General features: G+C 71.0%; 17 protein-coding genes. 5 read left to right on the forward strand and 12 right to left on the reverse strand.

Annotated features, from left to right (window positions below):
- Positions 1-125: 125 nt before the first annotated feature.
- A complete protein-coding gene (locus tag ADL12_RS18790) occupies positions 126-1,292 on the reverse strand; it encodes a citrate synthase/methylcitrate synthase (protein WP_062703817.1) in 1,167 nt (388 codons plus the stop codon).
- A gap of 108 nt (positions 1,293-1,400) precedes the next feature.
- Between ADL12_RS18790 and ADL12_RS18795 the strand changes: the two genes are divergently transcribed.
- The 4 genes from ADL12_RS18795 to ADL12_RS18810 all read left to right on the forward strand — a co-directional run bounded on the left by ADL12_RS18795 (position 1,401) and on the right by ADL12_RS18810 (position 6,229).
- Positions 1,401-2,657: a citrate synthase gene (locus tag ADL12_RS18795; RefSeq protein ID WP_062703818.1), complete on the forward strand. Its 1,257-nt coding sequence runs from the start codon at positions 1,401-1,403 to the stop codon at positions 2,655-2,657.
- A gap of 81 nt (positions 2,658-2,738) precedes the next feature.
- A complete protein-coding gene (locus ADL12_RS18800; protein ID WP_062703819.1) occupies positions 2,739-3,683 on the forward strand; it encodes a sucrase ferredoxin in 945 nt (314 codons plus the stop codon).
- 195 nt (positions 3,684-3,878) lie between these two features.
- Positions 3,879-5,552: a sensor histidine kinase gene (locus tag ADL12_RS18805; RefSeq protein WP_062703820.1), complete on the forward strand. Its 1,674-nt coding sequence runs from the start codon at positions 3,879-3,881 to the stop codon at positions 5,550-5,552.
- Positions 5,549-6,229, forward strand: a complete 681-nt coding sequence (locus ADL12_RS18810; RefSeq protein WP_062703821.1) for a response regulator — start codon at positions 5,549-5,551, stop codon at positions 6,227-6,229. Before ADL12_RS18805 ends, ADL12_RS18810 begins: the two co-directional genes overlap by 4 nt.
- A gap of 169 nt (positions 6,230-6,398) precedes the next feature.
- Here ADL12_RS18810 and ADL12_RS18815 read toward each other — a convergent pair whose 3' ends face one another.
- The 3 genes from ADL12_RS18815 to ADL12_RS18825 form a co-directional block, all read right to left on the reverse strand.
- The gene (locus ADL12_RS18815) at positions 6,399-7,991 is read right to left on the reverse strand and encodes a solute symporter family protein (protein ID WP_062703822.1); all 1,593 of its coding nucleotides are present in this window, start codon (positions 7,989-7,991) and stop codon (positions 6,399-6,401) included.
- A complete protein-coding gene (locus tag ADL12_RS18820; RefSeq protein WP_062703842.1) occupies positions 7,988-8,434 on the reverse strand; it encodes a DUF485 domain-containing protein in 447 nt (148 codons plus the stop codon). Before ADL12_RS18820 ends, ADL12_RS18815 begins: the two co-directional genes overlap by 4 nt.
- A gap of 220 nt (positions 8,435-8,654) precedes the next feature.
- Positions 8,655-10,778, reverse strand: a complete 2,124-nt coding sequence (locus ADL12_RS18825; protein WP_062703823.1) for a DNA gyrase/topoisomerase IV subunit B — start codon at positions 10,776-10,778, stop codon at positions 8,655-8,657.
- A 447-nt stretch (positions 10,779-11,225) separates the two neighbouring features.
- Here ADL12_RS18825 and ADL12_RS18830 point away from each other — a divergent pair, with 447 nt between their 5' ends.
- On the forward strand, positions 11,226-11,456 hold the full coding sequence (locus tag ADL12_RS18830; protein ID WP_062703824.1) for a DUF7455 domain-containing protein: 231 nt from the start codon (positions 11,226-11,228) through the stop codon (positions 11,454-11,456).
- A gap of 83 nt (positions 11,457-11,539) precedes the next feature.
- Here the strand turns inward: ADL12_RS18830 and ADL12_RS18835 are convergent, their stop codons facing one another.
- The 8 genes from ADL12_RS18835 to ADL12_RS18870 all read right to left on the reverse strand — a co-directional run bounded on the left by ADL12_RS18835 (position 11,540) and on the right by ADL12_RS18870 (position 22,915).
- Entirely contained in the window at positions 11,540-12,427 is an 888-nt protein-coding gene (locus ADL12_RS18835) for a serine protease (protein ID WP_062703825.1), read from the reverse strand.
- Between the two features lie 131 nt (positions 12,428-12,558).
- Complete coding sequence (locus ADL12_RS18840) at positions 12,559-14,094, reverse strand: RNA polymerase sigma factor (protein WP_062703843.1); 1,536 nt, start codon at positions 14,092-14,094, stop codon at positions 12,559-12,561.
- 427 nt (positions 14,095-14,521) lie between these two features.
- Positions 14,522-15,409: a FadR/GntR family transcriptional regulator gene (locus tag ADL12_RS18845; protein WP_062703826.1), complete on the reverse strand. Its 888-nt coding sequence runs from the start codon at positions 15,407-15,409 to the stop codon at positions 14,522-14,524.
- A 163-nt stretch (positions 15,410-15,572) separates the two neighbouring features.
- Positions 15,573-17,525, reverse strand: a complete 1,953-nt coding sequence (locus tag ADL12_RS18850) for an ABC transporter ATP-binding protein (RefSeq protein ID WP_062703827.1) — start codon at positions 17,523-17,525, stop codon at positions 15,573-15,575.
- Between the two features lie 166 nt (positions 17,526-17,691).
- Positions 17,692-18,450: an NUDIX hydrolase gene (locus ADL12_RS18855; protein WP_019755082.1), complete on the reverse strand. Its 759-nt coding sequence runs from the start codon at positions 18,448-18,450 to the stop codon at positions 17,692-17,694.
- A gap of 131 nt (positions 18,451-18,581) precedes the next feature.
- Positions 18,582-20,501 (reverse strand): glycogen debranching N-terminal domain-containing protein, encoded by a 1,920-nt coding sequence (locus ADL12_RS18860; RefSeq protein ID WP_062703828.1) that lies wholly within the window; start codon positions 20,499-20,501, stop codon positions 18,582-18,584.
- A gap of 530 nt (positions 20,502-21,031) precedes the next feature.
- Positions 21,032-21,244 (reverse strand): hypothetical protein, encoded by a 213-nt coding sequence (locus tag ADL12_RS18865; protein WP_159053194.1) that lies wholly within the window; start codon positions 21,242-21,244, stop codon positions 21,032-21,034.
- Between the two features lie 36 nt (positions 21,245-21,280).
- A complete protein-coding gene (locus ADL12_RS18870; RefSeq protein WP_062703830.1) occupies positions 21,281-22,915 on the reverse strand; it encodes a DUF4192 domain-containing protein in 1,635 nt (544 codons plus the stop codon).
- Between the last annotated feature and the right edge of the window lie 125 nt (positions 22,916-23,040).

Here is a 23,040-nt window from a genome sequence, read left to right on the forward strand (position 1 = left end):
CGCAACCGTTGTGCGAGCCGGGCAAGCGACCCGGCGAGCAGCCGGCACCCCGTCACTGCTCGATCTCCACCCGATGAGGCCTGGCGCCAGAACGGCACCAGGCCACACGTATGTCAGGGCCTGCGTCAGGCAGCCGTCGGCACCTTCACCGGCGCCCCCGGCCCCACATACCGTGCCGCCGGCCTGATGATCTTCGAGTCCTGCGCCTGTTCCAGGATATTGGCGCTCCAGCCCACCACCCGCGCTGCGGCGAACGTCGGCGTGAACATCTCCCGCGGCAGACCACACAGCTCCATGACCACGCCGGCGTAGAACTCGACGTTCGTGTGCAGTTCGCGCCCCGGCTTCAGCTCGGCGAGGATGGCCTCCACGCGGCGTTCGACCTCTACGGCGAACTCGACGCGCGGGCCGCCGAACCGCTCGGCGAGTTCGCGGAGCATCCGGGAGCGTGGGTCCTCGGTGCGGTAGACCGGGTGACCGAAGCCCATGATGCGGTCGCCGGCTAGGACGCGTTCACGGATCCAGGAGTCGATGCGGTCGGGGGTACCGATCGCATCCAGCGTGTCCAGGGCACGACTGGGCGCACCACCGTGCAGCGGGCCGGACAGCGCACCCACGGCTCCGACGAGGCAGGCCGCGACGTCCGCGCCGGTGGAGGTGATGACGCGAGCCGTGAAGGTTGACGCATTGAATCCATGATCAATGGTTGAGATCAAGTATTGCTCGATCGCCCGCGTGCGCGCCGGATCCGGCTCGGATCCCGTCAACATGTACAGGTAGTTCGCCGCGTACGACAGATCCTCACGCGGCTCAACAGGATCAAGTCCCCTGTCCAGCCGGTGCAGTGCGGTGAGCAGCGTGGGTACGACCGCGGCTGCGACGAGACCGTCCCGGCGCCGCTGGTCGGCCTCGATGTCGTACACCGGCCGGAAGTCTTTCGCCGCGCCGAGCAGGGACAACGCGGTGCGCAGACCGGCCAGCGGGCCGGACCGTCCGCTTGCCGCCGCGATCGCGGGCAGGGCCGCCCGCACCTCGTCGGGCAACCGCCGCAGCGCGGCGGTCTCGGCGGCGAAGGCGGCGGCGCGTTCGGCGTCCGGCAGTTCACCGTGGACCAGGAGATGCCAGACGTCCTCGAAGCGGCGGGTCTGCGCGAGTTCGACGGCCGAGTACTGGCGGTAGTGGTAAAAGCCCTCGAGCCCACGAACGTCACCGATCTCGGTGTCGGTGACGACGACGCCCGCGAGCCCACGTGGCACATCGACGAGCGCAGTTGCTGACCTGTTGACGGACATGATTCCTCCCTGGACTTGATTTGACTGTCCATGATTGACTATTTCTCTGTCAATATTGACTGAATCAATGTTGCGATCAATGTGCAGCACCCTGGATACGGTGACCCCATGCGCGATCAAGAACCCGGCCCCGGCCCCGCAGGGCAGCGGCTGACCACCCAGGAGGCCGCCGAGCTGCTCGGCGTGAAGCCCGAGACCGTGTACGCGTATGTGAGCCGCGGTCATCTCAGCAGTCGCCGCATGCCCGGCGGCCGGGGCAGCACCTTCGACGCGAAGGAGGTGGAGACGCTCGCCCGGCGCAACAAGCGGGAGAGTGCCGGCGGCTCGGGATCGGGCGGCGAGCTGTCCGTGCGGACCCGCCTGACGTTCATCGACACCGACCGCTACTACTTCCGGGGCGTCGACGCGACCGAGCTGGCCGCCCGGCACTCCTACGAAGAGGTCGCCGAGTGGCTGTGGACCGGCCGGTTGCGCCGCGGCGTCACCTTCACCGCGCCCGAGGCCTCCGTCGCCGCCGCCCGCGGCGCCGCCGACGCCCTGCCCGAACACGCCGGCCCCACCGACCGGTTGCGGGTCGCGGCGATCGCCGCCGCGGCCACGGATCCCCTGCGCTTCGACCTGTCCGAGGAAGCCGTGCTCGGCACCGCGCGCATCCTCATCCCGACCCTCGTCGGCGCTCTCACTCCTGCCCGCTACACCTATCGGGACGAGGGCTCACTCGCCCACCGGCTGTGGGGCCAGCTGAGCGGACGGCCCGCCGACGAGGCCGGCGTACAGGTCCTGGACACGGCGCTCGCCCTGCTCGTCGACCACGACCTGGCCGCCTCGACCCTCGCGGTGCGGGTCGCCGCGTCGGCCCGCGCACACGCCTACGCGGCCGTCTCCGCCGGACTCGGCGTGATCGAGGGCCCGCTGCACGGGGCAGCCAGCGGCCTCGCCCACAAGCTGATCATGGAGGTGCTCGACCGGGGCGACGCCGGGCCCGTCATCGCCGAGGAGCTGCGGGCCGGCCGGCGCATCCCGGGACTCGGTCACCGGCTCTACGCCGGCGAGGACCCACGCGCGCGTGCCCTGTTCGAGCTCCTGGAGGAGATCCCCCACTCCGCTCCCGCCCTGGCAGCAGCCCGCGACATCGTCGCCACGGCCGCCCGCCACACCCCGCTGCACGCCAACGTCGACCTGGCCCTGGCCGTGTTCACGGCGTCCTCCGCCATGCCCGCCACGGCAGGCGAGACGATCTTCGCCGTGGCCCGTACGGCGGGCTGGATCGCCCATGCACTCGAGGAGTACGGGGAGCGACCCCTGCGCATGCGGCCGAGCGGGCACTACACGGGCCCCAAGCCGCCTCAGCCCCTGCCTGAGTAGAACACTCAGCCCGCTCTCGCCGGCGCGGGACAGAGCCCCTCGGGAAGTCACTCCGAACCAAGTCAGGTTAGGCTCACCTCTGTGAGTACGTGCTCAACCGTCTCGCAGGACCTCGCCGAGCCCATCGCGGGGACCGCGGCGACCGCGACGACCTGGCTGCTGCTGGAGCAGCCCGGTCCATGGGGTGCCAAGGCGCTCACGCAGAGCCACCTGGATCCCGCGCTGGGCCGCGCCCTGGAGGCGGCCGCCAAGGGCACGGGCGTACGCGTGGCACTGATTCGCCGGCCCGGCCGTCACGCCGACTGCGGGAACCTCGCCGAACGCCAGGTCTACGCGGCCCACACCGCGCCCGGAAACGTCTGGCTGCACGCCGCCACGACTCACGACCCGGAGCAGTTGCTCGACCTGGACTTCACTGCCCTCGGCATGGGTGACCACCACACCTTCGACTCGGCACTCCAGGGGCGGCCCCACACAGGCGACCCGCTCGCGCTCGTCTGCACCAACGGCAAGCGGGACCGCTGCTGCGCACTCCTCGGCCGCCCTCTCGCGGCCGAGCTCGCCACCTCCGGCGTGGAGGGCGTCTGGGAGGTCACCCATCTGGGTGGACATCGGTTCTCACCGACGTTGCTGGTGCTGCCGTACGGCTACGCCTACGGCCGGGCGCAGGCCCACGCCGTCAAGGAGGTCCTGCACAGCGCCCAGGAGGGGCGGATCGTCGTCGAGGGGTGCCGTGGGAACTCCGCCTGGGAGCGACCGGGCCAGGCGGCCGAGCTGGCCGTGCGCTCGGCTGCGGGCGAGTACGCCGCAGAAGCACTCAGCGTCGTACGGACGGACGGCACGGCCCCGCGATGGGAAGTGACGGTCGCCCACGTGGACGGGCGCCAATGGCGGGTCGTCGTGGCGCAGGGCGCGTCCCTGCCGCCCCGCCCCGAGAGCTGCGGGGTGTCGGTGCTCGGCTCGCCCGCGCGGATGGACGTGACGGCCGTACGCGAACTCACGGTGGCGACGGCACTCGCGAGTTGATCAGGTGCACGGAGTAGCTCTCATCTTGATCAGGTACACCCCGTAGCGCACGGGTTGATCAGGTGCACGGAGTGCCTCCTGACTTGATCAGGTACACCGGCCCACCCCACATGGACCGGCTACCCCACATTGATCAAGAGATCCACCTCACACCCCTCTACGGGACTTCTCGCCCGTCCACGTACCGTCATGGGTATGAGCCCCACTCCCCCCGCACGTCGCCTGCGCCTCGGTCTGCCCCGGCGGATGTTCGCGCAGGTGCTGTTGATGCAGGTGGCGATCGCCGCGGGAGTCGCAGTGCTCGCGACCGGGCTGTTCCTCGCTCCGCTCAGTGACCAGCTGGACGATCAGGCGATGCGCCGTGCGCTGTCGATCGCGCAGACCACCGCGGCCCAGCCGCAGATCGCCGAGGATCTGGTGAGCACGCGTGCGACGGCCGGCGGGCCGGTGCAGCGGGAGGCAGAGCGGATCCGCAAGGCCACCAGGGCCGAGTACGTCGTCGTGATGAACCGGCGCGGGGTGCGCTGGTCCCACCCCACGCCGAGCGAGATCGGCAGGATCGTCTCGACCGACCCGGGTCAGGCCCTCGCCGGCCACGAGGTCATGCAGATCGACGACGGCACCCTGGGCCGGACGGCCCGCGGCAAGGTACCGCTGCGCGACGGCGACGGCAGGATCGTCGGGGCGGTCTCGGTCGGTATCGCCTACGACAGCGTGCGAGCGCGGCTGCTGCACGCGATCCCCGGGCTGCTCGCGTACGCGGGCGGTGCCCTGGCGGTCGGCGCGCTGGCCGCCTGGCTCATCTCCCGCCGGGTCCAGCGGCAGACCCGGGACCTGGCCTTCTCGGACATCTCGGCGCTGCTCGCGGAGCGCGAGGCGATGCTGCACGGCATCCGGGAGGGCGTCGTAGCCCTGGACCGCGGCGGCTGTATCCGTCTGCTCAACGACGAGGCCCAGCGTCTGCTGGGCATCGGCGACGAGGCCGTCGGCCGGTCCCTCGACGAGGCGCTCGGCGAGGGCCGTACGACCGATGTGCTGGCCGGCCGGGTGACGGGCACCGATCTGCTCACGGTCCGCGGCCAGCGCGTCCTGGTCGCCAACCGCATGCCCACCGACGACGGCGCCGTCGCGACCCTGCGCGACCGTACCGAGCTGGAGCAGCTCGGCCGGGAGCTCGACTCCACGCGCGGCCTGATCGACGCCCTGCGCGCCCAGGACCACGAGCACGCCAACCGTATGCACACGCTCCTGGGACTGCTCGAACTGGAGATGTACGACGACGCCGTGGAGTTCGTCGGCGAGGTGGTCGGCGACCACCGGGCCACCGCGGAGCAGGTCGCCGAGAAGATCCAGGACCCGCTGCTCGCCGCCCTGCTGGTCGGCAAGGCGACCGTGGCGGCCGAGCGCGGCGTCACGCTGCACCTGTCGGACCGGACCCGGCTGCCGGACCGGCTGGTCGACCCCCGGGGGCTCGTCACGATCGTCGGCAACCTGGTGGACAACGCGCTGGACGCCGTCGCGGGCACGCCGCACGCGCGCGTGGAGGTCGAATCGCGTGCCGAGGGGCGCACCGCGATCCTCCGGGTGCGCGACACAGGGCCGGGAATCCCCGAGGAGCACCGCGAGTTGATCTTCACCGAGGGGTGGTCCACCAAAAAGCCGCCGGCCCACCGCGAACGCGGTATCGGGCTCTCCCTGGTGCGCAGGCTCGCCGAACGGCAGGGTGGCACCGCGACCGTGGGCGAAGCGGCGGGCGGTGGCGCCGAGTTCACCGTGGTCCTGCCCGAGGCGCTGGCCGAGCCGGACCTGGAACCGGCCCTCACCTTGCCGTCAGCTGCGCAGACCACCGCCGAGGAGGAGTCGCGATGATCGAGGTCCTGGTCGTGGACGACGACATGCGCGTCGCGCGGGTCAACGCCGCCTACGTCGAGAAGGTGCCGGGCTTCCATGTCGCCGGCGAGGCGCACAGCGCGGCGGAGGCGCTTCGCCAGGTGGAGGAGCTGCCCCGCCTGGACCTGGTCCTCATGGATCACTATCTGCCCGACGGAACAGGCCTGTCGGTCGTCCAGGAGATGCGCCGACGCGGCCTCCAGACCGACGTGATCATGGTGACGGCGGCCCGGGACGTATCGACGGTGCAGGCGGCGATGCGGCAGGGGGCGCTGCAATACCTGGTCAAGCCGTTCGCCTTCGCGGGTCTGCGCGCCAAGCTCGAGGCGTACGCGGAGCTGCGCCGCACCCTCGACGGCGGCGGCGAGGCGGAACAGGCCGAGGTGGACCGCATCTTCGGCGCCCTGTCCGCGTCGTCGGAGCCCGACCTGCCCAAGGGCCACTCCCCCACCACCGCGGAGCTCGTACGCCAGTCCCTGATGAACGCCGAAGGCCCACTGTCGGCCCAGGAGATCGCCGAGCGGACCGGGGTGAGCCGCCAGACCGCCCAGCGCTATCTCAAGCTCCTGGAACGCACGGGACGGGCTCGCCTCACCCTCAAGTACGGGGACGCGGGCCGCCCGGAACACCGTTACGTGTGGGCGACCCGCGCCTGAGGCACGGCCCGTGGGGGCGGGGGAAGGAACCGTGCCACTTCTTCATACGGATACCGGCCGCCCATTTTTCAGCCGACCGCTCGGCATCCTGCCCGGGTCTCCTCGGTCATGCGGCGGCGGGGAATGTCGTACGGCGATGAAGGCGGCGCCGCCCTGAACCGCCCCCGGCCTAAACCGCCCCCGCCCCCGTCAGCGACCGCACCTCGGTCTCCGCGTGCTTGGCCTCGTCCGGGATCTCGGCCGAGGTGACGGTGCCGAGCCAGCCCGCGACGAAGCCCAGCGGGATGGAGACCAGGCCGGGGTTCTGCAGGGGGAAGTACTGGAAGTCGACTCCGGGGAACAGCGATTCGGGGCTGCCCGACACGACCGACGACAGCAGCACGAGCACGATGGCCGGGATCAGGCCGCCGTACACGGCCCATACGGCGCCGCGCGTGGTGAAGTCCCGCCAGAACAGCGAGTAGAGCAGCACCGGCAGGTTGGCGGACGCGGCAACGGCGAAGGCGAGGCCGACCAGGAAGGCGACGTTGAGGTCGCGGGCCAGCAACCCGAGGGCGATCGCGACCACGCCGATGCCGACCGCGGCGACGCGCGCCACGGCCACCTCGCTACGGGGCCTGGCGTGCCGGCGGCGCAGTGAGGCATACAGGTCGTGGGCCACGGAGACCGAGGAGGACAGCGTGATGCCGGCGACCACCGCGAGGATCGTGGCGAAGGCGATGGCGGCGACGACGGCGAAGAGAACCGTTCCTCCGGTGGAATCCGCGCCGCCGCCGAGATCGAGCGCGAGCAGCGGAACCGCAGTGTTCCCGGCCGCGTTCGACCCGCGCACGGCCTCGGGTCCGACGATCGCGGCCGCGCCGAAGCCCAGGACGATCGTCATCAGGTAGAAGCCGCCGATGAGACCGATCGCCCAGACCACCGACCGCCGGGCCGCGCGAGCGGTCGGCACGGTGTAGAAGCGGGACAGGATGTGCGGCAGCCCGGCGGTCCCCAGCACCAGCGCGAGTCCGAGGCTGATGAAGTCGAACCGGGCCGTCCAGTCCCCGCCGTACTTCAGCCCGGGTGCCAGGAACGCATCGCCGTGACCACTGCGCTCGGCCGCCGTGAGCAGCAGTCGGTCGAAGTCGCCGTGGAAGCGCACCAGGACGAGCACGGTCAACGCGATGGTGCCGCCGAGCAGCAGGACCGACTTGACGATCTGGATCCAGGTGGTTGCCCGCATCCCTCCCAACGACACATAGATCACCATGAGCGCACCGACGCCGATGACGGTCCAGGCCTGCGCCGCCTCGCCCCTCTCCCCGAGCAGCAGCGCGACCAGGGTGCCCGCACCCACCATCTGCGCCACCAGATACAGAACGGACACGGTGACCGAGGAAGTTCCCAGAGCGATCCGCACGCGGCGTTCGCTCATCCGCGCGGCAACCACGTCGGCGAGCGTGAACCGCCCACAGTTGCGTACCAGTTCGGCGACGAGGAACAGCACCACCAGCCAGGCCACGAGGAAGCCCACCGCGTACAGCAGCCCGTCGTAGCCGAAGAGGGCGATCAGTCCGGAGATGCCGAGGAAGGAGGCGGCCGACATGTAGTCACCGGCGATGGCAAAACCATTCTCCATGGGCGAGAAGAGCCGGCCGCCCGCGTAGAACTCCTCAGCCGAACCACGCCGGTTGCGGCTGGCCCATGTCGTGATCGCCAGGGTGATCGCGACGAACACGCTGAACAGGAGCAGCGCCAGGGTCTGCTGGTCACCCGTCACGAGGCACCGTCCCTTGCGACGCGCGTCAACTCCTGGGTCTCCCAGCGCAGTTCGAGCGCGGCCCGGTCCCGGCGCAGCCGCGCATGACGGGCGTAGGCCCAGGCGAACAGGAAGGTGGTGAGGAACTGTCCGAGCCCGGCGAGCATCGCCACGTTCACGGCGCCCGCCACGGGCCGGGCCATCAGCCCCGGCGCGGCCGTGGCGGCCACGACGTACGCCACGTACCAGGAGAGGAACACAGCCACCGCCGGCACCACGAACCTCCGGTAGCGGCTGCGCACTTCCTGGAACGCCGCGCTGCGCTGTACCTCCAGGTACACATCACCCGCGACGGGCGTCGCAACTGCCTCGGGAGCGTGCGTACCGTCCGACTCCCCCCATCCGGAGGCGAGGGCGTCGTACCAGGGATCGTCGGCCAGGCCGCGACCGTTGCTTGAGCACATGCCCAAGCATGGACAGAACGGAAAGATCCCCGACTCTGCTTCTCCGCGCGCTTCACCCCATCAGGTGACCGAGCGAGAGCCGCAGCCGCCGACGGCGGAAAAGCCCCACGGGGGCCACCCGCACCAGACAACGAAAGTTGCACGGGTGGTGCTGGTGGGACCCAAAACCGGCCGAAGGCGAAGCCGAGGCCGAAAGGACGGCCCAAGCCCAGCGCAGCGACTACGCGTCGATACGAGAGCGATCCAGCGTGGCCGCCGAGCTGGAGATGAACTCCTTGCGCGGCGCCACGTCATTGCCCATCAGCAGATCGAAGACCCGCTCGGCGGCTTCCAGGTCGGTGAGGCTGATCCGGCGCAGGGTGCGATGGCGCGGGTCCATCGTGGTCTCGGCCAGCTGGTCGGCGTCCATCTCACCGAGACCCTTGTACCGCTGGATGGAGTCCTTGTACCGGATGCCCTTGCTCTGGAACTCCATGAGCTTGTCGCGCAGCTCGCGGTCCGAGTACGTGTAGACGTACTTGTCCTGCCCCTTCTTGGGCTGGATGAGCTCGACGCGGTGCAGCGGCGGCACCGCCGCGAACACCCGGCCCGCCTCGATCATCGGCCGCATGTAGCGCTGGAACAGCGTCAGCAGCAGGGTCCGGATGTGGGAGCCGTCCACATCGGCGTCGGTCATCATGATGATCTTGCCGTAGCGTGCCGCGTCGATGTCGAAGGTCCGGCCGGACCCTGCCCCTATGACCTGGATGATCGCACCGCACTCGGCGTTCTTGAGCATGTCGGTCACGGACGACTTCTGGACGTTGAGGATCTTGCCGCGGATCGGCAACAGCGCCTGGAATTCGGAGTTCCGGGCGAGCTTGGCGGTGCCGAGGGCGGAGTCTCCCTCGACGATGAACAGCTCGCTGCGGTCGACGTCGTCGCTGCGGCAGTCGGCGAGCTTGGCGGGCAGCGACGAGGACTCCAGCGCCGTCTTCCGGCGCTGCGCGTCCTTGTGCTGACGGGCCGCGATGCGCGTACGGGCGGCGGCGACGGCCTTCTCCATGACGACCCGGGCCTGGGCCGCGGCGTCCCGCTTGGTGGACGTCAGGAACGCCTTGAGTTCCTTGGCGATCACGGTGTTCACGATGCGCCGGGCCGCCGAGGTACCCAGGACCTCCTTGGTCTGGCCCTCGAACTGCGGCTCGGCGAGACGGACGGTGACGACCGCGGTCAGCCCCTCCAGGGCGTCGTCCTTGACGATGTCGTCCTCGGCGACGCGCAGCAGCTTCTTGGCACGCAGCACCTCGTTCATCGTGCTGGCCACGGCGGTCTCGAAGCCCGCGACGTGGGTGCCGCCCTTGGGGGTGGCGATGATGTTCACGAACGACTTCAGGGTCGTGTCGTAACCGGTGCCCCACCGCATGGCGACGTCGACGTCGAGTTCACGGGTGACCTGGGTGGGGGTCATCTGACCGTGCTCGTCCAGGACCGGGACGGTCTCCTTGAAGGTGCCCTGGCCGGAGAAGCGGAGGACGTCGTTGACCGGCTTGTCGGTCGCCAGGTACTCGCAGAACTCGCTGATGCCACCGTCGAAGCGGAAGGACTCCTCGCCCTTGCTGCCGCCCTCGCCGAGGCCGAACTCGTCACGGACGACGATGGTCAGGCCGGGCACCAGGAACGCGGTCTGGCGGGCGCGCTGGTGCAGATTCTCCAGGGAGAGCTTGGCGTCCTTGAGGAAGATCTGGCGGTCGGCCCAGTACCGCACGCGCGTGCCGTTGCGGGTCTTGGGGATCTTCTTGGTCTTGCGCAGGCCGCCCTTGGCCTCGAACTTGGCGTTCGCACCGTCGGCGGCGAAGGCCCCGGGCACGCCACGCCGGAAGCTGATGGCGTGCGTGTGACCATTTCGGTCCACCTCGACGTCCAGCCGCGCGGACAGGGCGTTCACCACGGAGGCGCCCACGCCGTGCAGACCGCCGGATGCGGCGTACGAGCCGCCGCCGAACTTTCCGCCGGCGTGCAGCTTGGTCATGACGACCTCGACGCCGGACAGGCCGGTCTTGGGCTCGACGTCGACCGGGATGCCCCGGCCGTTGTCCCGGACCTCCACGGAGGCGTCGTCGTGGAGGATCACCTCGATGTGGTCGCAGTACCCGCCGAGGGCCTCGTCGACGGAGTTGTCGATGATCTCCCACAGGCAGTGCATCAGGCCACGGCTGTCGGTCGAGCCGATGTACATACCCGGGCGCTTGCGCACGGCCTCGAGCCCCTCGAGGACGAGCAGGTGCCGCGCGGTGTAGTTGGACCCGTCCCGGTCTGCTCCTGCCAGCAGCGCTGTGGACGGCACGGACGTCTCGGCGGTCACGCGGTTCGCTCCTCGCTGAATTTCATTTGGGGCCCCAGTGGGTAAGGGCGTGGCTTCGGTCGCCGTCAAGAGGGTACCGAGGCCTGGTAGAGCCGTTGTAACGCCACCCTCGTGTGGAACACAGACTAGTCCAGAGTCGCATGCGTGTTCGATCCCTCGATGGGGTGAAGTACATATCACGTTCCCTTCCAGGCATGAACCATTTAGGCTCCGGGCACGTCCTCATGAACAAACCGGCAAGCCAGCCGGGAGGACCGACCCCCTGACCGACAGCGCGAAACCGTAAGCACGACAGATGCGCAATACGGCACATTCGCCGCCAAACCGGCAGCAGCCAGCCGTCCCGGAAAAAATTTCTCTCTGGGAGAAGCCGCGAGCGGGAACGTTTTGAGGCTGGTTGGATGTTGACCCTGGTACGACAGCTCGTCGAGCTAGAGAAGAGGCGACGTGACTACTGTTCTGACCCCCGCGAGCCAGCTGACGGCCGCTGACCGCTGCGACCGTTGCGGCGCCCAGGCGTACGTGCGCGTCGTCCTGCTCAGCGGCGGAGAACTGCTCTTTTGCGCCCACCACGGCCGCAAGTTCGAGCCGGAACTCAAGAAGATCGCCGCTGAGATACAGGACGAGACGGAGCGGCTTACGTCCGCTCCTGCATCTGCCTCCGAAGAAGAGCGCTGACACCTCGCGTCCACGACGAGCCAGCTCCGGCACAGGCCGGTTGACGGGCGGCCGCCCCTCACAGCAGGGGCGGCCGCCCGCGCTCATCTCCGGCGGGCCCTCAGGGCACTGTCAGCCGCCCGCTCGGCGGTCGATGCCCCGGCGGCGCGCCACCCCAGGTTCCGCACGATGTCCGACACACGCGTGTAGACCCCAGGAGTGCCCGCACGACCACAGCCGCTCCCCCAGGAAACAAGCCCGATCAGCTTGCCCTGAGCGACCAGCGGCCCTCCGCTGTCCCCCTGGCAGGCGTCGCGGCCTCCCGCCGGTTCTCCGGCGCAGACCATGCTGTCGGCCAGGTACCTTCCGCTCCCGCCGCCCGGATACGCCCGCCTGCACAGGGCGTCGGGCAGTACATGCACGCGCGTTGCCCGCAGACTGCGCGCGTAGTCACCCGTGCCCGTGATGTCCCCCCACCCGTAGACCAGGGCCGCCGTGCCCGGTACATAGGCGGGATCGCCAGTGCGCGCCGTCCTGATGACCGAGCTCGCGGGAAGCGGCTGGGCGAGAGTGACCACGGCGAAGTCCCCCGCGTTGGTCACACCGTCGTAAGCCGGGTTCACCCAGGTGCCGCGGACACGGATTTCCTGGCCCCGGTTCGACAACAGATCCGTACGGCCGGCGATGACACTGAGGTCGCGCACCGCGTCCGGCGACGAGCCCAGGACCTCCTCGCTCATGCAGTGGGCCGCGGTGAGCACGGTGGACCGGCCGACCGCCACACCGACGCAGAACTGACCCGCCCGCGTACCCCCGAACCGGTCACGGCTGGACAGCGCCACGGTCCACGGACTCTGGGACACATCGACCGGAAACCCGCCGACGACGACACTGTCGGCAGCCACGGGGGCGGCGGACACCAGCGGTGCGGCGGCTGCCACTGCCGCCAGAGCAAGCGGCCGGGCCAGCGCCCGGGTAAAGGGACGACGCATGACGCTCCTCACTCTCGGGTGGTCATGGGAAACCCAGAGTGATCCAGCCCGCCGCACCCCGCACCCGCGCGACAGCACGAAGGCCCGGTTCCCCTTCGGGAGACCGGGCCTTCTGTGTCGTACGGGGGCGACTAGTCGAGGTAGTCGCGCAGCACCTGGGACCGCGACGGGTGGCGCAGCTTCGACATCGTCTTGGACTCGATCTGGCGGATGCGCTCGCGCGTGACGCCGTACACCTTGCCGATCTCGTCGAGGGTCTTCGGCTGACCGTCGGTGAGACCGAAGCGCATGGAGACGACGCCCGCCTCGCGCTCGGACAGGGTGTCGAGGACGGAGTGCAGCTGCTCCTGCAGGAGTGTGAAGCTGACCGCGTCGGCCGGGACGACTGCCTCGGAGTCCTCGATGAGGTCACCGAACTCGCTGTCGCCGTCCTCGCCCAGCGGGGTGTGCAGCGAGATGGGCTCGCGGCCGTACTTCTGGACCTCGATGACCTTCTCCGGGGTCATGTCGAGCTCCTTGGCCAGCTCCTCCGGGGTGGGCTCGCGGCCCAGGTCCTGGAGCATCTGGCGCTGCACGCGCGCGAGCTTGTTGATGACCTCGACCATGTGCACCGGGATACGGATGGTGCGGGCCTGGTCGGCCATGGCGCGGGTGATCGCCTGACGGATCCACCAGGTGGCGTACGTGGAGAACTTGTAGCCCTTGGTGTAGTCGAACTTCTCCACCGCGCGGATCAGACCTAGGTTGCCTTCCTGGATGAGGTCCAGGAAGAGCATGCCGCGGCCGGTGTAGCGCTTGGCCAGGGAGACCACCAGACGGAGGTTGGCCTCCAGGAGGTGGTTCTTGGCGCGGCGGCCGTCCTCGGCGATGATCTCCAGCTCGCGCTTGAGCTTGGGGGCGAGCTTGTCGGCGTTGGCCAGTTTGTCCTCGGCGAACAGACCGGCCTCGATGCGCTTGGCGAGCTCGACCTCCTGCTCGGCGTTGAGCAGCGGGACCTTGCCGATCTGCTTGAGGTAGTCCTTGACCGGGTCGGCGGTAGCGCCGGCCGCGGCGACCTGCTGGGCGGGCGCGTCGTCCTCGTCCTCGTCGGAGAGTACGAAACCGGCGCTCTCGGCACCCTCCGGCTCGTCGCCGCCCTTGCCGGGGGCGTCCTCGAGAACCTCGTCCTCGACGAGCTCTGCGTCGTCCTTCTTGGCGGTGGTCTTCTTGGCCGCCGTCTTCTTGGCGACGGTCTTCTTCGCGGCCGCCTTCTTGGCGGTCGCCTTCTTGGCAGCGGCCTTCTTCGCGGGGGCCTCGTCCTCGACGGCGGAGTCGGCGGCGGGCGCCGCCGGCGTGGCGGTGGCGGTGGCCTTCTTGGCGGTCACCGTCTTCGCCGCGACCGTCTTGGTGGCGGTGCGCTTGGCCGGACTCTTCGCTGCGACGCTCTTTCGGGTGCGCTTGGGCTCCGCGGCACTGACCATCAGCGTCACACCCTCTTCCTCGAGGATCTGGTTGAGGCTGCGCAGTACGTTCTTCCACTGAGTGGCCGGAATCTGGTCGGCTTCGAAGGCCCGACGCACATCGTCGCCGGCGATCTGCCCCTCAGCCTTTCCCCGCTCGATCAGAGCCATGACAGAGACGGACTCGGCGATCTCCGGCGGGAGCGTACGGGATGTGCTGGCCGACACGAACAACCTCTCGGAACGTTGGAAAACGGCTTCCGGCCCCGTCCACTGCGGACAGGAGCCGACCACCGACCTGGGGATTGGGCCGACGGTGCGGGCGGGGGCCGGGAAGATGCACAGCGCCTTGAGCGGCGTCCGTATTCCCTCCTCGGCTGTCACCTCTTAGGTCATCGCGCTGTTTCCCCGAGCGTTACGCCCAATCTGCGTGGCCCGAGTCACATCCCGTAACCGATCAAAAGCGGGCAGATGATGACTTAAGAGGTCGCCCACGGCCTGGATCACGCATCCTACGGCGATTCGGCCGCCTCATCGCACCGTCGGACCCGCAGGATCCGTGCTGGATCCTGCGGGTCCGACGGGAGTGGGCGCGCGGACCGAGAGATGCCACAGGAGGGGGAGGCATCCTCAGCCGCGCGACCCGGGTGCGCGGTCAGTGCTCGCGGGGTGCGGGCACCACGCGCTCCACCTCGGGGTGGACGGTGAGCAGGTGGCGCATGGCCGTTTCGGCGGCCGCGCCGTCGCCCGCGGCGAGGGCGTCGACGATCCTGCTGTGCTGCGCCAGCGACGTCTCGTTCGGCCGGTCACAGCCCGTGACGGGGCCGCCGGAGACCTGGAGGGCGGCCGAGACAATCCCCGACAGGTGCTCCAGCATGCGGTTGCCCGCGACCTGGATGAGCAACGTGTGGAACTCGGTGTCGGCGCGGGAGAAGGTGAGGACGTCGCCCTGTCCCATCGCGTGACTCATGATCTCGACCATGTCGGCGAGCCGCTGCTGGACGTCGTCGCGCCCGTGCCCGGCGGCGAGGCGGGCGGCGAGCGGCTCGATCGTCCAGCGCAGCTCGCTCAGCTCCCGGCGTTGATCGTCGCGCTGCGGCCCGAAGGCCCGCCACTCGATGATGTCCGGGTCGAGGAGGTTCCAGTCGCTGACGGGGCGCACGCGCGTGCCGACGTTCGGGCGGGCGCTGACCAGGCCCTTGGCCTCCAGGACACGGAGCGACTCGCGGACGACGGTGCGGGAGACCTCGAAGCGCTGGCCGATCTCCTCGGGCACGAGCGGACGGTCGGCACCCAGGTCGCCGGAGACGATCATCTGGCCGAGCTGTTGGACGAGTTGGCCGTGCAGCCCGCGTCCGCGGCTGCCCGCGGCGCGCCGGCCGACACGGCCCAGCTCCGGGTCCGCGCCGTCCCAGGCAGTGGCTCCGACGCGGTCGGCGACGGGGGCCTCGGCGTAGGGGTAGCGGTCGAGTTCGCCCGGGCCGACGAGACCGGAGTCGGTGGCGCGGGCGGCGGTCATCATGGTGTGCGCAAGGGTACTCACGGATCCTTTGTCGGCGCCGTCCCCAACTCCCTTGAGGTCTTTGGTGAAAAGCACACGAAAGGGTGATCGCTCACCCCGTCGCAATTGACGCCTTATCGGAAAGAAATGGGCTCTCCCCGGGGAGTTGTGCACAGGACGGGACCGGGAAGCTCATGGATGGCCGTCATCGGACCCTGCTCCGCAGGGTCGTGAGCAGATAGGCGCAGAGCAGCGCGGTCAGCGACAACGTCAGTGCGCCGCCGACGGGTTGGGCGATCACGCGCGCGACGGCGGCCAGATAGCGCTCTCCCCCGAACGGCCACTGGGACAGGAGCACCTCACGCAGCCGCAGGGGAAAACCGGCCGCCGTCCGCACAGACGGCCCCTCCAGCACCCTTTGTACGAGAGGTACGACGACGACGGGTACGGAGACCACCGCCGCGAGCCCGGCCGTGGTCGACCGGAAGAGGCCCGCGGCCAGCACGCCGGCCCAGGCACAGCCGACCACGAGCCCGATCCAACTCGCGCTCAGCGAAAGCCAGTCGGCGGGAACTTCCGCGAGCTCCGGTCCGTAGACGAGATAGAGCACTTCGGCGTTGCAGCCCACGGTGAGGAAGGCCAGCATCAGCGCGGTGGCGGAGCCGACGAGGAGCTTCGCGGCGAGCAGCCCCAGCCGGCGGGGGACGGTGCCGCGATCCGCGGCCAGGGCGGGGTGGCGGAATTCGTCGCCGAACGCGATCGCGCCGAGCAGCCCGGCACCGAGCGCCGCGGGCGGCAGCGGGAGTTCCTGCGGCCACGCGACCAGCAGGCGCGGCTGTGGAGTGTGTCCGATACGGGCCAGCAGTACGGCGGTGAGGGCGGACACCACCAGCACGGCGGCGCCGGTGAGGAACCCCGTGCCGACGCCGGCGGCGCGACGGAGTTCGTAGCGGAGGGGGCGGAGGGGGCTGGGGGCGGGGCGGACGGAAATGGGGGGCGGGAGATCGGGAAGGGCATCGACAGCGGAGGTTGCCGCGCGCGGACCGGCGGCCTCGGACGAAGGCCGACCGTCAGCGAGTGCGTCGGCGGGTCGCGGCTCGCTCAGGGGCGCCTGTGGAGCCTCAGCGGAGGCCTCCTGCCCAGCTGCCGTGACCGGCTCTCCGTCCGGCGTCAGCGGAGCCTCGGGGGCCGCCGCGCGTTCGTCGGCCGGGGCCGACCCCTCGTCCGAGGTCTGCCGCGCTTGGTCGGCTCGCAGGTCCACCGTGAGGTCCTGCTCCGCGCCGGGCCCCATGTCCCCGATCTCGTCCGCGAGTTGGTGCACAAGGATGCCGTGGCGGAACGCGATCTCGCCGACATCGGCACATGTACTGCCGTACACCGAGAGGCGGTTGCCGCCCTCGCGTACGACCTCGACGGAGCGCTGGGCCGTGCGTGCCTCCTTGGTGAGCAGGGCGGCGAGGCGGGAGGCGTGCGGAGTGCGGACGGCGACCCGGGGGCGCAGCCGGGTGCGGGCGAAGTCGGCGGCCTCCAGGTCGGCGACGAGTCTGCCCCGCTCCAGGGCGACGATCCGGTCGGCGGTGCGCGCGGCCGTCTTGGGATCGGCCGTGGTCAGCAGGACCGTGCCGCCCTGGGTCGCGTGCGCGCGCAGCATGCCGTACAGCCAACGGCACTCCCGGGCCGAGAGCCCGCCCGCGGGATCGTCGAGCACGAGTGTGTGCGGGTCGGGCAGCAGCACACAGGCCAGACCGAGGCGGCGGTCCATGCCGCGCGAGAGGGTGTCCAGGCGTTCGTCGCGCAGGCTGACGAGGCCGACCACCTCGAGGACCTCGTCGGCGCGCCGTGCCGGAACCCCCGCGGCGGCGCACAGCATGCGCAGATGGCCGCGGACGGTGCGGGCCGGGTGCCCGGGAACGTCGCCGAGGAGCACGCCGACCTCGCGCGAGGGATGGGCGATGCGGTGCAGGGGACGGCCTCTGAAGTAGGTGATCCCACGGCCCTGTTGGAGTTCGAGCATGAGTCTGAGGGCCGTCGTCTTGCCTGCTCCCGGCGCTCCGAGCAGCGCGGTGACACGTCCCGCGCGCGCCTCGAAGGAAACGTCGTCGACGGCGGGAGGAAGCTCCTTGCGAGGGTCGCTGGTCAGTCCGATGGCCTGGATCACTTGCAGCAAGATAGCGCGCTATGTCCGTTTTTTCGGGCAGCGCACGGCCCGCTCCCGGCACAGATCGGCCCGCTCGGACCCCTGTTCGCCCCTCGCCCCTGAGCGCGGTCGCTGTCGTCCGGTCCGGCTCGGCATCCCGGCACGCCATCCCGGCCGGACGCTCGCGTCAGACTTCCGGGCGCAGCATCGGGGGGTTGAGCAGCGTGGCTCCACCGGCCCGGAAGAGCTGGGCGGGGCGGCCGCCCTGACGTGTGGTGGTGCCTCCGGTGGGGACGAGGAAGCCCGGTGTGCCCGTCACCTTGCGGTGGAAGTTGCGGGGGTCGAGCGCCACGCCCCACACCGCCTCATAGACACGGCGCAGCTCGCCGACGGTGAACTCGGTGGGGCAGAACGCCGTGGCCAGCGACGAGTACTCGATCTTGGAGCGGGCGCGCTCCACCCCGTCGGCCAGGATCTGCGCGTGATCGAAGGCGAGCGGCGCGACGGGTTCGCCGTCACGGCCGTAACCGCCCTGTTGCAGCAACTCGTCGACCGGTGCCCAGCGCGCGTTGCTGGCATCGCCTCCCGCGCGGGGTGCGGGCAGATCGGGGGCCAGCGCGAGGTGAGCGACGCTGACCACGCGCATCCGGGGGTCGCGCTTGGGGTCGCCGTATGTCGCGAGCTGCTCCAGGTGTGCGCCGTTGTCCTGCACGGGAACGGAAGGGTCGTGAGCGCGCAGCCCGGTCTCCTCGGCCAGCTCACGCGCGGCGGCCTGCGCCAGGTCCTCGTCGGCCCTTACGAACCCGCCGGGCAGCGCCCAGCGCCCCTGGAACGGCGGTTCGCCCCTGCGCACCGCCAGCGCGCACAGGGCGTGGCGGCGCACGGTCAGCACGACCAGGTCCACGGTGACGGCAAAGGGCGGAAAGGCTGACGGGTCGTAGGGCATGCGGCGATCATAGTCGTCTGCTTGACGATAAACACTCCCTTCGCCGACCCCATCGGGGGTTGATCCATTTCGGCTCGATATGAGCCTCACCACCCGGCTCACCTGTCGTGGCCGAGGGGCGTCGTACGAGGTCACGCTCTCAATTGCAGGCCGTCGGCCGCCTCCTCGACCATGGCGAGGCCCAGTCGGCTGACGCGTACGGAGAAGGGGGCTCCGGCGACCCGGAGGCCCGTCAGGACGATCTCGCCCAGCGGTGCGCTGCGCATGGGCCGCAGTGTGACCGTCCTTGCGGGAGCGTCCGGGCGGATGCCCGCGATCGTGGTCAACAGCAGCACCCCGGCTGCCGCTGCCGTGGCCGCGGGGCGGCAGGCCGCCGGATGCGGGAGGGGAGCGCTTTTGTCGGTGCGCCGCTCCCCCGCGTACATCTCGGGCAGCCGGTGGCCGAACGCCTCTGCCGCACCCAGCAGGCCCCGCAGCAGCGCACTCGCCTCCTTCTCGTAGTCGGCCGCGGTCAGGCCGGCGACGGCGAGCGCCGTCTCGTGGACCCTCACCGCGCCACTGCGGTGACCGAAGGGGTTGTGTCCCGCCTCCTTCGCGCTCAGCCCGCGAAGGCCCCACCCCGAGTCCATGGCCGGCCCGCCGAGCAGCCGGGCGAGTTGTTCGGTCTGCACCTTGTCGAGCAGACCGGGGGCCTGTTCTCCCCCGCCCAGCAGGCCCGTGTCGAGGAGATGGACGGCGGCGGCGCCCAGATGCGGCACGTGCCGTCCGTCCGGGGCTCGGGCCGCTGCGGGCCGACCGCCGCCCACGTCGTCGAGCCAGAAGTCCGCACGGAACGTCGTCCGCAGCGCCCGGGCCCACTGCCGCAGTTCGCCGCCGCCCGGTCTGCCGCAGGCGTCGAGGAGATCGGCGCCGAGCAGGGCCGCACGATGGGCATGGGCCTGGGTCTCGCAGCGGACGGGTCCGCCGGGGTGCGGGTCGCTCAGGTACATACGGTCGCCCGCAGTGGTCCGCAGCCAGGTCAGACACCGCTCGGCCGCCGGGAGGAGTTCCTCGGTCTCGGGTTCGGGCAGCCCCCAGCGTCGGGCTTCCGCGAGCAGCGCGGGGAAGAGCAGCGTGGCCTCCGAGCCTGTGCAGCCCGGTGGCAGATGGGGGCCCGCGTCCCGTATCGGCCCGGGGATCATGCCGGACTGCGGTCCCTGGCCGCGGAGTTGGGTGCGGGCGAGGGTGCGCAGCGTGCCCACGGCGAGCCGGGTGCCCAGGGGCAGGGTCATCCGGGCCGCGGCGAGGGCCTCGGCCGGGGCGAGGCCGCAGCGCCAGGGCACCCCGGCGGCCAGGTGCGTGTCGGCGGGATGTTCGGGGTCCCGCAGCAGGAGGGCCTGGAGGTCCTCGATGCTCGTCCGCAGCAAGGCCTCCACGCTGGGGTCGTCACCGGCTGCCCGCGCGGGAGCCAGCGGGCTCGTCGCCGCTCGTCCCACGGCCCGCACGGGTCCCGCCCCGTCCGGACGCACCCGCAGTTCGATGCTCGCGCTGCCGCCCGGGGGCAGTGCGAACTCCCAGCGCAGCAGCCCCGCGGAGGCCAGCGCGTCGACAGGCGACGGGTCGGCCGTCACTGTCGAGTTCCCGTGGGCGGACGACCAGCGCAGGCCGGAATCGTGGACCGTGGCGGGCAGTTCCGGGCCCGACCTGCCGCAGGCGATCGCACCGAGGTCGGCCAGGTCCGTACCCAGCGCGACCTCGACCGGCACACGCAACGGGCGAACGGCCGCACTGTGCAGCGTGATCCGCTCGGTGCCGTCCGCGTGACGGGTGCGCACGACGACGACGTCCGGGTCCGGGCCCGCCTGCGGGGAGGTGCGCAGCGTGCCCACGAAGCGGACGCAGTCGGCCGCCGTCATCCGGGCTTGGATCGGGAGCGGTTCGCGTCCGGCCACACGGATCTGGCAGCGCGAGAGCACGCGCCGGCCCGCGCGGTAGAAGCCCTCAAGCCCGCGGCCCGTCAACTGCCCTTGGTCCGTGGAGATGGCAAGGCCCGGAAGGGCGACGCAGATCATGGCGTCGTGTGTGGGGGGCAGGTCGGCCGACCGGCGAGCGGTCGAGGGCTGAACCGACGGGGTGTCTTGAGACGGGTAGGAGCGTCGTGCGTGGTCGATGGGTGGCGGCGTCGTCGGGCCCGCACTCGCGGGCAACGAGGGCGGGGGGCTCTGCCTTGTCGGTCTCGTCGGCTGAACGGGGAGCCCGGCCCGCCCTTCCAACCGGTAAGGGCGGCCGACCTGGCCTGCCAAGGCCGACGGGGACCAGCCGTCGCCGGCCTGCGGGGAACTGCCGGTGGCGTCACTCGGAAACCGGGACGCGTGCCGCCCCGCGCCGGCTCCGACTGGAGACAGCTCCGTATCCAGCCTGGGGGACGGCACCGGCCCACCGGCTGTCGAGCGATCGTCGGCGGCCGGAGAGGCGGGGGGCGGCTGTGGCATGGGGCGGCTTCCTCTGCACTCGTTGCGCCTCGGGCGTGTGCGGCGCCGGCTGGGGGACCCGGGGTGACAGGGGCGGTACGGCGGCACTGCCAGTCCAGGCGTTCCGCCACTCAGGTGAACGGGGAGGGACTCGTCGGGGTCACGCCCGTGCTGGGGTGACCGCGCTGAAGGGTCACCGTGTTCACCGAGGTCGCCAGGCAGGCGGAGGTCCTCCGGGACGCCGAGGCGCCCACGAGGTCGCTGCCGTCCTGGGCAGTGAGGACCCGGCTCACGGACGCCGCTGCCTGGTTGGCGCCCGCGCCTCGCGCCACGGCTGCCGTCATCTCGAGGGCATCGGTCAGTGCTCTGCCTGTGTTGGCTCACGCGTCCCCCTCTGCGCCGGTGTTTCCAGGACGCACACCGTCCGGACGGGGCCTGCTCCGACGCGCAGTTCCCTTCTTCGAGGTGCGCGGGACCGTGCTCTTCGGCGTGCGCGCAGCCGTGCGCTTCGAGCGATGGGCAGCCGTGCCGTCCGGCCGCGGGGCACCGGGATGCGTCCCCGTCCGGGTACGCCGGCGCGAGACGCTCTCAGCCCGCTCCCGCCCGGCGTCCGGAGCGGAGCCCAGGAGGCCGCCGGCCGAACCCGCAACGTGCCGAGACCGGCGGCGATCACCCGCGTCAGGCGTCGGCTTGGACTCCACCGCCGTGCCCCGTACCGGCTCCTCGGCGTCCTCCGGCCTGGCGAGCCGCCCGGCCTCCGTCCGCTCGCGGCCCACGCGTTCCGTGCGCAGGCACCGCCGGATCGATTCGGGGTCCAGACCCTCGTTGCAGGCCTGGTGCAGGAGGCGCGCGAAGAGGTAGTCGGTGTCGGCGCCGAGTGCCATGGCAAGGGCTTCTCGGGCCTCCAGATCGTCGCCGGTGGACCAGGCGACCCAGCCGGCGAGGGTGAGGGGCGGCGCGGCGTGCTCGCGGTACGGTCCGACACAGCGGCGGGCCAGCGCTCGCCAGAGCCGGAGGGCGGGAGCGGCCTCGTCGCCCTCCATCCACTCGGCCGCGCGGTCGCGGGTCGAGCGGTCCTGCAGGCCCAGAATGAGCCTCGCGGCTTCGTCGTGTCCGAGCAGTTCGTCGTCGCGGAGATCCGCGGTGAGCGTTCCTGACGCGGGCGGGGCCACGGCGAACCGGTTCAGGAGCCGCTCGGCGAGCTCCAACGTCTCCTCCGCCACGCCCGCGCGTGTCGCGTCGTCGAGGATCCTGGGCACGAGCGCCATGCCGACGGTGTCCAGGGCGATCTCCTGCTCCAGGGCTGCGGCGGTCTCCCAGGGCAACAGCCTGGCCTGCAACTCGCGCAGCGTGCCGCGCACCTGAAGTCCGGCGTACGTGGCCGCGGCCGCCAACACGGATGTACCGGGCAGGCCCATCGGCCGGCCCTCGGGCGGACAGCACTCCCCCTTGTCGCAGCAGTACGACCAAAATCGGCCGGCGGAGATGCACAGGGCCTCGATCACCGGGACGTCCAGGCTGCCGCAGACGAGACGCATCTTCTGGGCCAGTGGTCGCAGCCGTTCCATGACCTGTCGGCCCGTCTCGCCCTTGTCCGGTTCCTGGCAGAGGAAGGCGACCATCTGCTCGGCTCGGGCTCCCCTGCGCTCGCTGCCCCTCACCAGTCCGTGGGCCAGCTGCCCGGCCGCGGAGTCCCAGTCGTCCGTACTCGCGGGAATGCCGAGCCGTGCCCGGCCACCGAACCGGCCGCGGCCACCACTGTCGTGCAGGGCGACGAGCACGATGCTGTCCTCGGGGCGGTACCCGAGGAGATACGGCAACGCGTCGGCCAGTTCGGCGGGGGTGCGCAGGGTGACCTGGTGCTCGGGCAGGTGCCCTTCGTACGCGGTGCAGTCGGGTTGGTCCGCCTGTTGCACCCCCTCGTTCGGGTCGGTTGCGCGTGGGGCGAGGTGTTGCTCGCTGCCCGCGGAGCCGTCGTTTTCGGGGGATCCAGTCGCTTCGCTGTGATTCGTCATGCGCAGACGATCTCGCGGATCATGAGGCTCCGCTTTGCCCTGTGGATAACTCCGAACAGGGACACGACAACGCGACGCCGGCAGGGGTCGGCCGCACCACCGCGGGGGCCGGGCCCGGTCCCCTC

Origin of the sequence: Streptomyces regalis (genome assembly GCF_001509475.1) — a bacterium.
Lineage (GTDB): Bacteria > Actinomycetota > Actinomycetes > Streptomycetales > Streptomycetaceae > Streptomyces > Streptomyces regalis.

Bases quoted from the DNA above. Each gene is read 5' to 3' on its own strand.
- ADL12_RS18790 (WP_062703817.1), bottom strand. From the start codon at position 1,292: ATGTCCGTCAACAGGTCAGCAACTGCGCTCGTCGATGTGCCACGTGGG.
- ADL12_RS18820 (WP_062703842.1), bottom strand. From the start codon at position 8,434: ATGTGCTCAAGCAACGGTCGCGGCCTGGCCGACGATCCCTGGTACGAC.
- ADL12_RS18870 (WP_062703830.1), bottom strand. From the start codon at position 22,915: ATGACGAATCACAGCGAAGCGACTGGATCCCCCGAAAACGACGGCTCC.
- ADL12_RS18810 (WP_062703821.1), top strand. From the start codon at position 5,549: ATGATCGAGGTCCTGGTCGTGGACGACGACATGCGCGTCGCGCGGGTC.
- ADL12_RS18795 (WP_062703818.1), top strand. From the start codon at position 1,401: ATGCGCGATCAAGAACCCGGCCCCGGCCCCGCAGGGCAGCGGCTGACC.
- ADL12_RS18860 (WP_062703828.1), bottom strand. From the start codon at position 20,501: ATGATCTGCGTCGCCCTTCCGGGCCTTGCCATCTCCACGGACCAAGGG.
- ADL12_RS18855 (WP_019755082.1), bottom strand. From the start codon at position 18,450: ATGCCCTACGACCCGTCAGCCTTTCCGCCCTTTGCCGTCACCGTGGAC.
- ADL12_RS18865 (WP_159053194.1), bottom strand. From the start codon at position 21,244: ATGACGGCAGCCGTGGCGCGAGGCGCGGGCGCCAACCAGGCAGCGGCG.
- ADL12_RS18805 (WP_062703820.1), top strand. From the start codon at position 3,879: ATGAGCCCCACTCCCCCCGCACGTCGCCTGCGCCTCGGTCTGCCCCGG.
- ADL12_RS18835 (WP_062703825.1), bottom strand. From the start codon at position 12,427: ATGCGTCGTCCCTTTACCCGGGCGCTGGCCCGGCCGCTTGCTCTGGCG.